We start from the raw sequence: 12,145 nt of genomic DNA on the forward strand, positions 1-12,145 counted from the left end.
TTTCCTCGTCAAACGTGTTCTCAATTAACTCTGTGCAGAGTTTTGAGTAGAAGGCGGTGTGATGATTTTTTCTTCACGTTTGCTTAAGACCAAATGTGAAATCATCCCAATACAAATGCCCCAAAATACTGAGCTAAATCCTAAAAAGTGCATGCCTGATACTGTGGCAAGAAAGGTGATTAATGCAGCATCACGTTGTGATTCATCTTTCATGGCAACTGAAATATTGGTGGCAATTGCCCCAAGCAACGCAAGCCCTGCAAGCGCAGCGACCAATTCTTTAGGTAAAATGCTAAACAGCATGACAATACTGCCGGCAAATAAGCCGCCCAAAATATAAAAAATACCATTGGCGATACCTGCGATATAACGTTTTTCTTTTAATTCGTGTGAATCTTTACCTGTGCAAAGTGCGGCGGTAATAGCTGCCAATACAATGGTGATACCGCCTGTGATTGCCACAGCCAACGACACAATACTTGCAACGCTGAGAATGGGTTTCGCAGGGGTGTTATAGCCACTGAGTTTTAAAATTGCCATGCCTGGTAAAAATTGTCCCGTTAAACTGACAATGGTGAGTGGAATGGCAAGGTTTAAAGTCGATGACCATGTCCATTCAGGCATAATCAATTCAGGAATGGCTAAAGAGAAATTCATGGGTACAGGATTGATTTTTCCAAAGAGAACACTCAATGCAATTCCTGATAATAAAACCCAAATAATCGCATAGCGTGGTGAAAAACGTTTTGCCAATAAAAAACATGCCAACATGCCAAAAACGACATAAGGCATACTGTCCGTGGCTTTGAATAATCCCACACCAAATTGGAACAAGATGCCTGCCATCATGCCGGCAGCAACACCATGCGGAATCCATTTTAAAAGTTTGTCAAAAGAACCTGTAATGCCAATGAAAAAAATAATTACCGCCGATGTAATATAAGCAGCCACAACTTCATTGAGTGAAATATGAGGAAATAGAGCCACCAATAATGCCGTACCAGGCGCTGACCATGCAGTAATAATTGGTGCTTTATATTTGATGGAGAGAATAATCCCCGTAATTGCTGCACCAATCGAACTTCCCCAAATCCATGAGGCCATCATGGTGGAAGATACATTTGCTTGTTGTGCGGCTTGAAAGAAAATAATCATCGGGCCAGCATAAGAAATCAGCACGGCGAGGAAACCTGCGACCGTAGCTGACAGTGACCAATCTTCTTTTAATGTTTTAATCAGGGTTGCCATTGTATTTTGCCTCCATGCATTCAATGATCCTGTGAATGTTGAGTGGATCAGGGTTAACCCTGATCGCCACCACCAACAGGAACGACCGTACCTGTCATATATGAAGAATCATCGGAAGCAAGGAAAACAATTGCATTCACTTGTTCTTGAATCGTGCCGTAACGGTGCATAAAGCTACGATCAATGGTTTGATCAACCACTTCTTGCATCCATTGCTTTTCATTATCTGTCAATGGATTGGCATTACGTGGCACTTTACGTGGCGGTGCTTCTGTACCACCCGTTGCAACTGCATTTACACGAATACCGTCTTTTGCATGTTCAAATGCTAAAGCAGCCGTTAAGGCATTTACACCACCTTTAGAGGCAGAGTAAGGCACACGGTTAATCCCACGTGTCGCAATGGAAGATACATTAACAATCGTACCTTTCTGACTTTTCAGCATTTCTGGTAAAACTGCACGACAACACCACATGGTCGGGAACAATGAGCGATTAACTTCTTTGATGATTTCTTCTTCTGAAAATTCTTCAAAAGGTTTCATCCAAATTGCACCGCCAACATTGTTGATGAGTACATCAACACGACCATAAGTTTCAATGGCTTTGGCAACCACAGACTGAGCGCCTGCATAAGTTTCAAGATTGGCTTTGACAATAATCGCATCGCCATCTTGTGCTTCAATTTCTGCCAATGTTTCTTCGACAAAATCAGATAAATCGGCTAAAACAACTTGCGCACCTTCGCTTGCAACTTGTAAGGCAACTCCACGACCAATGCCTTGAGCAGCACCTGTCACAATTACAACTTTATTTAAAAATCTTTCTTGAACTGACATTTGAATCGCTCTCAATTAGTTTGCTGAGAATTTTTCGAATAAGAAATTAGCAGGTTTTACGCCTTCAGCATCCAACCAACCACGTACAGCATCAACCATTGGCACAGGACCACATAAGTAGACGTCTACATCGCCGCCATTTAACCAGTCATTGTCGATATGACCTGTCACATAGCCTTTACGCTCATGTGCTGAATCAGGTGATGCCACAACTGTACGGAATTCGAACCAAGAGAGTTTTTCTTGTAATTTTTGTAGTTCTTCAATTGCCACCAAGTCAAAATCATTGGTCACACCAAAGACTAAACGGACAGGATGTTCAGAACCTTTTTCTTCTAATACTTGAAGCATTGACATGAATGGTGCAATACCTGTACCGCCTGCAAGCATGACGACAGGGCGTACAACATTACGTAAGTAGAAGCTACCAAATGGACCAGTAAAAGTCATTTTGTCGCCAACTTGAACAGTTTGGCTTAAAAAACTACTCATTTTTCCATTCGGTACGTTACGTACGACAAAACCTGTTAAGCGATTGCCTGGTTTTGAACTAAATGAATATGAGCGTGTTTCTGTTGTCCCTGGAATGCCAACATTGACATATTGACCTGCAAGGAAGTTAATAGCAGGTTGACCTTCATCAAGCTGAATATCAAAAGTAATAGTGGATTCTGATAGGTTTTCTACACATGCCAAAGTGCCTTGGTAAGCGTGAATTTCTGTTTTACACACATCAGATGAGGCTTGAATTTGGAACACAGCATCAGAAGTTGGTTTACATTGGCATGCCAAAATATAACCTTGTGCGGCTTCTTCAGGAGTTAATGCATCTTCAATATAAAGTTCTTCAGGCATATCATATGTACCCGATTCACAAAAGGCACGGCATGTACCACATGCACCATCACGGCAGTCTAGTGGAATATTGATTTTTTGACGGTAAGCTGCATCAGAAAGTGATTCGCCTTGAGTCACTGAAATAAAACGTGTTACGCCATCTTCGAACTGAAGTGCAATATTGTGGTTTGACATGGCTGAATATCCTTTGAAAACTTTAGAACTTGGGGAGACCTCTAGTCAAAATTCCATTTGACTAAAGGTTTGTTCAGGATGTGTGGCTAACTGAACCAAAAGTACTTAGAGATGGAAAATGTTAATTTAGAGGTGATAAATATCGATCACTTGATTGATGTAATCGTTTTTCAGCACCACATATTTGCTTAAAATTTGTGCCTGATCGCCCGATAAATCGATTTCGTAGCGTGACATGCCAAAGTAGCTATACGATGTCTTGTAACGGAAACTTAAAGTGTTCCAGTTAAAGCGAACAACGACTTTATCTTCATGGCGTTCTAAAATCTCAATGTTGTTTACATTGTGGCACGTACGTGTATCGGGCATAGTTGCAGAAGATCGTTCCGTTTTAATACGGAATACACGGTCTTCTAAACCTTGACGATCAGGATAGTAGATTAATGAAATTTCTTTTTGTGGATCAGTGATTAATGTGTCATCGTCATCCCAAGCTGGCATCCAAAAGGGTGCAGTTGGTGCATAACACTGTAACCATTCATCCCATTGTTCATCATCAAGTAGGCGAGCTTCTTTAAAAAGGAATTGGCTTACTGACTCAAATGTTGCGTCAAGATTTGCATTACTCATGCGTGATCTCCTTGTTCAGCCAAAGCTTTTTCAGATTGAATTGCCTTTTTAACCTCAGTTAACCAGTACTGATGCTGTGCAAGATATAAGCCTTCATCTTCAGTTTTAATACATGAAAGTTTTGGTTTTAAACCAATTTCGTCAGCAACTGCATCTGGACCTTGAACCCAATGCTTAGAACCACGGCACATATCGTTCCACTCAAGTTCAATACCTGCGTAGCCTGTTTGACAAGCACGGAATTCTTCTAAGTCATCTGGTGTTGCCATGCCTGATGCATTAAAGAAATCTTCATATTGGCGAATTCGACGTGTACGTGCTTCTGGCTCTTCACCGACAGGTGCAATACAGTAAATCGTTATTTCAGTTTTATTGACAGAAAGTGGACGAAGTACACGGATTTGTGAACCAAATTGATCCATTAAATACACGTTTGGATATAGACAGAGGTTACGTGAACGCTCAATCATCCATTTCGACATTGCAGGGCTAAATTTCTCTGCATATTCTTCCGCTTTTGGGAAGTTAGGACGGTCTTCTGGGTTTGCCCATTGTGTCCAAAGGAGCATGTGACCATTTTCAAAGCCGTATGAACCACCACCTTGTTTACCCCAAGAACCTGCACTCATCGCACGAACGTTGTCTGCGGCTTCTTTTTCTTTACGTTGTTGCGTTGTTGCAGCATAGTTCCAATGAACTGCTGAAACGTGATAACCGTCTGCGCCGTTTTCAGAGGTCAATTTCCAGTTACCTTCATAGGTATAGGTCGATGCACCACGTAAAACTTCTAAACCTTGATCAGACTGACCCACGATCATGTCGATGATTTTTGTGGTTTCACCTAGGAATTCTGTTAAAGGTAATACGTCTTCGTTTAAGCTACCAAATAAGAAGCCTTTATAGTTTTCAAAACGAGCTACTTTTTTAAGATCGTGAGAACCTTCTTTGTTAAAGCAGTCTGAATAACCTGCATCAGATGGATCTTTAACTTTCAATAATTTACCAGAGTTGTTAAAAGTCCAACCATGGAAAGGGCAAGTATAGGTTGCTTTATTACCACGTTTGTTACGGCAAAGCTGTGCACCACGGTGTGAACACGCATTGATCATTGCATTTAATTCGCCTTGGCGGTTACGTGCAATTAAAATCGGTTGGCGACCAATATGTGTCGTGTAGTAATCGTTATTATTTGGAATTTGACTTTCATGTGCCAAGTAAACCCAGTTGCCTTCAAAAATATATTTCATTTCAAGGTCGAATAGGGCTTGATCAGTAAATACTGAACGATGAAGTTTAAATTCACCTGTTTCAAAATCGTCTACAAGTAATTCATCAATACGGTCAAGATGGCTGGTATTAATAACAGGAATACGTGGCATGATCGCCTCTCCAAATTTTAGCTAAACCCAAGAAATATCAGCGCAACAAGCAAACTGATATCTCTGAACTTCTGAGTAATTAAGCGCTAGCGCGACGACGATCAACTTCAGTTGAAGGCGCACCTTGTTGATCTGCAACCAATTCAACATTAAATTGAATGTGTTTGAATGCACCCGTTAAACCACGGCGTGCGATTTCAGCTTCATCAGTCACATCAACAGCAGTTGCGACTAAGCCATCACGTGTTGCGAATGCGAAGTCATCCCAAAGGTATTGGTCACCTTCAATGTTGAATTGCGTAGTCAATTTACGGAAACCAGGCGCAGTCACGAAGTAATGAACGTGTGATGGACGGTTACCATGACGACCTAATTTGTCGAGTACAAATTGAGTTGTACCTTGTGGAGGGCAGCCATAACCGACAGGCATTGTGGTCAGTGCTGTATATTGACCATCAGTAGCAGTGATTACTGAGCGACGTAGGTTAAAATCAGACTGTGATTTATCAAAGAACGAATAGTTACCTAAACTGTTTGCATGCCAAATTTCAACTTTAGCACCTTCAATAAGGTTACCTTCAGCATCTTTCACTGTACCGTCGATGATTAAAGTCGGGATTTTCCCTTCTTCTGAGCCATCATCCATACGCGTGAAGCTTACAGTTTCAGGCGCGCCTGCAACATATAAAGGACCTTCGATAGTACGTGGTGTACCGCCTGTGATACCTGCTTTAGCATCAGCCTCATCAGCACGTAAATCTAAGTAATGCTCTAAACCTAAACCTGCTGCCAATAAGCCAAGTTCATTTGCTTGACCTGCATCAGTGAAATACTCTAATCCTTTCCACAGTTCCGTTTGTGAAATGTCTAAGTCTTCAATTGCTTGGAATAGATCTCCAACTAAACGAACAACAATTTGTTGAGTACGTGCATCAACTGGACCAGTTGCTGTATCAACATTCATTTTTTTAACTAAGATATCAATTGCTTGACGATTCATACTATAACTCCTTGAGTATGCTTACGATGGTGGCTCGCTTCTTTAAATTAATTTGAAGCTTGGCTGCCACTTTCCTTGTTACGCGATTTTGTAAACCCTCTGGATGTATTCCAGATTTAAGCGTGTATAAAATTTTATAACCGCTTAATTTTTTAATTAACGATCATCTTCATGGATTGAAGATGGGTGGCGATTTAATGCCATTACTTCAATATTCATGTATGGATAAAGGGGAAGACCTTGCAAAATGTTGTGCAGTTCTTCGTTACTTTCGACATCAAAAATACTGGTGTTTGAGTACTGACCTGTAATGCGCCAAATGTGACGCCATTTACCTTGACGTTGTAAATCATGAGAATAAGCTTTTTCTACAGCTTTAATTTCGGCTGCTGTTTCAGCGGGCATATCCTTTGGAATATTAACGTCCATTCGTACTTGAAATAACATGCGTAGCTCCTAATTACTGACGGCGTAAACGGTCGATTTTGTCTTCATCCATTTCAATGCCTAGACCAGCACCTTGTGGAAGATGAAGTTCAAAGTCTTGGTATTGCAATGGTGTTTTTAAAATATCATCGGTCAATAACAACGGACCAAACAGTTCGGTACCGTATGCAAGATTGTCGAATGTAGAAAATAAATGTGCTGATGCAATGGTGCCGACAGGACCTTCAAGCATGGTGCCGCCATACAGATCAATTCCTGCAAGATGGGCAACAGTTGATACATCACGACCTTCAATGAGACCACCTGACTGTGCAACTTTGACAGCAAAGACAGAAGCTGCATTATTTTTAGCAAGGCGATAAGCGCTTGATGGACCCATAAGAGATTCATCTGCCATAATGGCAATATCAAAACGTCGAGTGAGGTGTTCCATGGCATCAATATTGTCAATGGCACAGGGTTGCTCAATCAGATCCACACCGCCATCTTGTAATAGCTGAATACCTTTAATTGCCTCTAATTCTGACCAAGCACGGTTTACATCAACACGAATTGAGATGTCTTTGCCCAAGGCTTTTTTTATTGCTAGAACGTGTTCAACGTCTGCTTCAACAGCACGAGAACCAATTTTAAGTTTGAAAACATTGTGGCGTTTTGCCGCAATCATTTTTTGAGCTTCAGCAATGTCTTTTTCAGTATCGCCAGATGCCAATACCCAAAGTACAGGTACGCTGTCACGTAAACGTCCACCTAAAAGTTCAGAAAGCGGTAAATCTAAACGTTGTGCTTGAATATCAAGTAGCGCAGTTTGAATGGCACATTTAGCAAAACGATTGCCATTGATATTTTTATTTAAGGCACGCATGGTTTGCGCAATATTGGGCAACTGTAAAGATTTCAGTAAAGGCGCAAAATAAGTTTCAATATTGGTTTTAATGCTTTCAGGACTTTCTTCGCCATACCCTAATCCACCGATTGTGGTCGCTTCACCCCAACCGATAAAACCGTCTTCGGTTTCAATTCGGATGAGAACAAGGGTTTGTGTCTGCATTGTCGCTACAGCCATCTTGTGAGGACGAATGGTCGGTATCTCGACAAGCAATGTTTCGATGGATTTGTACATATCTACTCTAAGCATTCTTGCAATGTGTCTTTCTTGTGGTATACCTTAAAGGAATGCTAAAATACTGTCGAAGACCATTTTTGCATTTTAATATATTTTAAAGGTATGAAGGTTCATGGAGCTAAGACATTTACGCTACTTTGTTGCTGTAGTAGAAGAACAAAGTTTCACAAAGGCAGCGGAGAAATTATTTATTGCTCAACCGCCACTCAGCCGCCAAATTCAAAATTTAGAAGCAGAGCTAGGGATTGCTTTATTTGAGAGAGGAAGTCGCCCTCTCAAAACCACACAGGCAGGACACTTTTTTTATCAGCATGCCGTCAAAATACTGACCAATGCGGAAGAAGTGAAATCGATGACTAAGCGTATAGGTATGGTTGAACGTACTGTAACGATGGGTTTTGTCGGATCATTGCTCTATGGTTTATTGTCTAAAATTGTTTTCTTATATAGACAGCAACAACCACATTTAAAGATCGAATTGGTTGAAATGACGACTTTGCAACAAGTAAAGGCGCTCAAAGAAGGGCGTATAGATGTGGGTTTTGGGCGTTTACGAATCTCAGATCCTGCGTTAAATCGACTCTTATTGCGTGAAGAGCGGTTAATGATGGCCGTGCACTCAAGCCATCCTCTTGCGGTACATAAAAAAGGCGTTTATTTGGCAGATTTGGCAGATGAAACAATTTTTTTATACCCCAATAATGTCACACCTAGTTTTGCTACGCATGTACAAAACTTGTTTGCAGAGTACAACTTGGAACCAGAAAACCTGAAACACGTTCGAGAAATTCAGCTTGCTTTGGGGTTGGTGGCAGCGGGAGAAGGGATTTGTATTGTTCCCGAGAGCACCCAAACGATCCAATTGGCACATTTAAACTATATACCTATTTTAGATGAAACAGCGATCAGCGCAATTTTCATGACATTCCGAAATTTAGATGAAAGTGAGGATATTCGCTCTCTTATTGATTGTATTTATCAGGTTTATGACTTAGAAGCATTTAAATATGATCGCACCTTCATTTGAAAGATAGAAAACAGGGTAGACTTTGGTCTACCTATTTTCTTTAAAGAATGATCATTCAGAATAAATAATCAAAAATAATTATAGACTTTAGCATACAGGGTTATTCAGTCTGCTTATTTTCCTATAAACAGTGCCTCCTTACGAAAGATTTTTTCTTTGTCATGTATGAAAAGTAGCGTTATGACTCATTGAGTTTGTGTCAACAAGACTTCTAGCTGTGTAAATTTTGTAATTATTTTTTTATATAATTTGATTAGAAAAACTAACTATTTTAGGTTTTTTTATGGGATTTATATTTGTGTGGGTGATTTTCAACCAACTCAGAAGGTATATATATAGATAAATTCGGTTTTGGACATTTTATCTGTACTGCCTCACAGTACGCACAGGATTTGAAGTTATTTCATTTGCAGGAGGCAGACGATGGAAGTAGGAAAATTAAATATTAATACACTCATTGATGAGGCGAAATTTACGCCATTTCATTGGGGTGTTTTATTTTGGTGTTTATTGATTATTATTTTTGATGGTTATGATTTAGTTATTTATGGGGTTGCACTTCCGCTTTTAATGCAGGAATGGGGACTCAATGCAGTACAAGCAGGTTTACTTGCGAGTACGGCACTTTTTGGCATGATGTTTGGTGCAATGTGTTTTGGGACATTATCCGATAAAATTGGTCGTAAAAAGACTATTATGATTTGTGTGGCAATCTTTAGTGGTTTCACATTTTTAGGTGCATTTGCTTCTAATCCAACGGAGTTTGGTATTTTACGCTTCCTCGCAGGTTTGGGTATTGGTGGAGTGATGCCAAATGTCGTTGCACTAATGACTGAATATGCGCCTAAACGTATTCGTAGTACTTTAGTTGCACTAATGTTTAGTGGTTATGCGATTGGTGGAATGAGTTCAGCTTTGCTTGGAGCTTGGTTAGTACCATTACACGGCTGGCAAATCATGTTCTATATTGCGATTTTACCGTTATTGGCATTGCCATTGGTTTGGAAGTTTTTACCTGAATCTTTAATGTATTTGACCAATAAAAAAGAACTTGAAAAGGTCAGTAATATTGTACAAAAAATTGCACCTGAGCAAGCGATTACAGCACAGACTCAGTTTGTACTGGACGATGTAACTAAAGGTGATGAAGCACCATTAAAGGCATTATTTCAACAAGGTCGTAGTTTCAGTACATTCATGTTCTGGGTTGCTTTCTTTATGTGCTTGTTAATGGTGTATGCATTGGGTAGTTGGTTACCAAAACTAATGATTCAGGCAGGTTATTCACTTGGTGCAAGTATGATTTTCTTATTTGCACTTAACATTGGCGGTATGGTTGGTGCAATTGGTGGTGGGGCATTGGCAGACCGTTTTCATATTAAAAAAGTACTCACAATTATGTTTATGAGTGGTGCTATTGCCTTAATTTTACTTGGCTTTAATAGTCCACAAATAGTTTTATATACATTAATTGCTGTCGCAGGTGCTGCAACAATTGGTTCACAAATTTTACTGTACACTTTTGTCGCGCAGTACTATCCATCAACTGTTCGTTCCACGGGCATGGGTTGGGCGTCAGGTATTGGTCGAATTGGAGCAATTGTAGGACCTGTGCTTACAGGTGCATTATTAACAATGAATCTTCCACACCAAATGAATTTCCTTATGATTGCAATTCCAGGCGTTATTGCTGCACTTGCAATATTCTTGGTCAATATGAAAGCATCTGTAGATGGCAAAATTGCACATCAAGCACAAGCCGCTGCTGAAGTCAAAACCGCAAACATCAGTTCACATTCATAAGTAACTGTCACTTGGGTTATCAAACGATCTTGATAACCCAAAACCTGATCAGTGTTCACTGATCAAGAAATTATCCCCTTAACTTAATAATCAGGAAAGATTATTTCTTTCTTAGGATAGGTATGTCCGTGAAAAACTTAAATATGAAGGCATTAAGCCTAGCAGTCACTTTAATTTCAATGACTTTTGTAACACAAAGCTTTGCACAGCAGACAGATGCTGTCACTGCAGAAAATAAACAAGATATTCAACAATTGCGCCAAGAAGTGCAAGAATTACGTCAATTACTACAATCTTATAGCCAAAGTAATACGACCATAACAACACAGGTTACAAGCCCTGTTGCATCTGTAGCTGTTGTAAATAGTCCGACAAAGGCTGTGGAACCGCCAAATGGTATATTGAGCCTTGCTAAAGCAGAGGTTAAAGTTTACGGAAATATTCGTTTAGATGCTTCTTATCAAGCAGAAGGTGGCAGTGCTTCGCGCTTATATAATCAGATCAATACTGTACCGTTAAAAGGAGATAAAGAACGTTCTGATGAATTTAAATCGACACTTTCAGCAACACGTATTGGTTTAGATTTTAAGAGTCCAGTGTTAGATCAGACAGTTTCGGGCAAACTTGAAATGGATTTTTTGGGCGGAGCAGGTTTAGACAATTTACGTATTCGCCATGCTTATTTGAACTATAACCAATGGTTGATTGGTCAAACATGGTCAAACTTTGCAGTACCAGATTATATGCCTGAAACCATCGATGCACTGGGCTATGTCGGCGGTTCAGTCAAACGCACACCTCAAGTTCGTTATAGTTATACGATTCAACCCGGCTCACAATTGGTTGTTGCAGCAGAAGATCCGAAAGATAGTACGGTTCAAGCACGTTTACCTGCATTGACTGCACGTTGGAATCAAAAAATTGGTGATGACTTAAATATGAGTCTACGCACTATGGCACATGAAAAACGTATTGAAAGTAATGAAGAATGGTCATGGGGTGTAGGTTTAGGGGCAAAATATGATTTCACACCACAAACCAGTCTGAAAGCAGATTATTACCATGTCAAAGGTGACAGCAGTTTTGTGTCATGGGCAAACAGTGGTGTGGTAAAACAAGGTAGTGAAATTGTTGCACTCAGTGAATTTGACTCAATTACTGTCGGTGTAGCACAAAAAATTAATGACAAAACTCGTGCAACACTGGGTTATGGCTATATGAAGTTTAAAGAAGATCAGACATATATCGTAGCTTCACCACAAGCCAATAAAGAATTATGGCAAGCGTGGGTAAATGTGTTCTACAGTCCAGTGAAGTCAATTAGTTTTGGTTTGGAATATGTGTATGGTGAGCGTGAAGTATTTACAGCCTTAGAAGATGGTACAAAAAAGGGTGAAGACAACCGTGTAAGTATGTTGGCTCAGTATAATTTTTAAAGTATTTTTTTAAATAAAATGTGAACCATGAGTGATTAGATTCATTTTTATTCACTACTCACTTAGCATAAAACAGGCGATTGATTTTCAATTGTCTGTTTTTTTATAAATAATGCAGAGCAACATGCTATATTTTGTAGAGGCTTAAATATTGAAAATAAATCACGTAATAAGTAGA

General features: G+C 39.8%; 11 protein-coding genes. 3 read left to right on the forward strand and 8 right to left on the reverse strand.

All coding sequences use genetic code 11. From position 1 onward, the window contains the following. Positions 1-24: 24 nt before the first annotated feature. The 8 genes from benE to ACK2M2_RS13955 all read right to left on the reverse strand — a co-directional run bounded on the left by benE (position 25) and on the right by ACK2M2_RS13955 (position 7,698). Complete coding sequence (gene benE, locus ACK2M2_RS13920; protein ID WP_409512689.1) at positions 25-1,248, reverse strand: benzoate/H(+) symporter BenE; 1,224 nt, start codon at positions 1,246-1,248, stop codon at positions 25-27. A gap of 53 nt (positions 1,249-1,301) precedes the next feature. Then, positions 1,302-2,087, reverse strand: coding sequence for a benzoate diol dehydrogenase BenD (gene benD, locus ACK2M2_RS13925; RefSeq protein ID WP_409512688.1), 786 nt, complete (start codon positions 2,085-2,087; stop codon positions 1,302-1,304). Positions 2,088-2,102: 15 nt separating this feature from the next. Beyond that, complete coding sequence (gene benC, locus ACK2M2_RS13930) at positions 2,103-3,119, reverse strand: benzoate 1,2-dioxygenase electron transfer component BenC (protein WP_409512687.1); 1,017 nt, start codon at positions 3,117-3,119, stop codon at positions 2,103-2,105. A gap of 126 nt (positions 3,120-3,245) precedes the next feature. Further along, positions 3,246-3,749, reverse strand: coding sequence for a benzoate 1,2-dioxygenase small subunit (benB, locus tag ACK2M2_RS13935; RefSeq protein ID WP_409512686.1), 504 nt, complete (start codon positions 3,747-3,749; stop codon positions 3,246-3,248). Continuing rightward, positions 3,746-5,128 (reverse strand): benzoate 1,2-dioxygenase large subunit, encoded by a 1,383-nt coding sequence (gene benA, locus ACK2M2_RS13940; protein WP_419349413.1) that lies wholly within the window; start codon positions 5,126-5,128, stop codon positions 3,746-3,748. Before benA ends, benB begins: the two co-directional genes overlap by 4 nt. Positions 5,129-5,207: 79 nt before the next feature. Next, complete coding sequence (gene catA, locus ACK2M2_RS13945; RefSeq protein ID WP_409512684.1) at positions 5,208-6,128, reverse strand: catechol 1,2-dioxygenase; 921 nt, start codon at positions 6,126-6,128, stop codon at positions 5,208-5,210. A 156-nt stretch (positions 6,129-6,284) separates the two neighbouring features. After that, on the reverse strand, positions 6,285-6,575 hold the full coding sequence (catC, locus tag ACK2M2_RS13950; protein ID WP_409512683.1) for a muconolactone Delta-isomerase: 291 nt from the start codon (positions 6,573-6,575) through the stop codon (positions 6,285-6,287). 13 nt (positions 6,576-6,588) lie between these two features. Then, on the reverse strand, positions 6,589-7,698 hold the full coding sequence (locus ACK2M2_RS13955) for a muconate/chloromuconate family cycloisomerase (RefSeq protein ID WP_419349415.1): 1,110 nt from the start codon (positions 7,696-7,698) through the stop codon (positions 6,589-6,591). Positions 7,699-7,813: 115 nt separating this feature from the next. On the opposite strand from ACK2M2_RS13955, the gene ACK2M2_RS13960 reads away from it, so the two are divergent. The 3 genes from ACK2M2_RS13960 (at position 7,814) to ACK2M2_RS13970 (ending at position 11,967) form a co-directional block, all read left to right on the forward strand. After that, positions 7,814-8,728, forward strand: a complete 915-nt coding sequence (locus ACK2M2_RS13960; RefSeq protein ID WP_409512681.1) for a LysR substrate-binding domain-containing protein — start codon at positions 7,814-7,816, stop codon at positions 8,726-8,728. Between the two features lie 423 nt (positions 8,729-9,151). Next, a complete protein-coding gene (locus tag ACK2M2_RS13965; protein WP_419349417.1) occupies positions 9,152-10,531 on the forward strand; it encodes an aromatic acid/H+ symport family MFS transporter in 1,380 nt (459 codons plus the stop codon). A 122-nt stretch (positions 10,532-10,653) separates the two neighbouring features. Next, positions 10,654-11,967 carry a DcaP family trimeric outer membrane transporter gene (locus ACK2M2_RS13970; protein ID WP_419349419.1) on the forward strand — a complete coding sequence of 438 codons (1,314 nt, stop codon included), beginning with the start codon at positions 10,654-10,656 and terminating at the stop codon, positions 11,965-11,967. Positions 11,968-12,145: the final 178 nt, after the last annotated feature.

Origin of the sequence: Acinetobacter sp. TY1, assembly GCF_048551395.1 — a bacterium.
Classification (GTDB): Bacteria; Pseudomonadota; Gammaproteobacteria; order Pseudomonadales; family Moraxellaceae; genus Acinetobacter.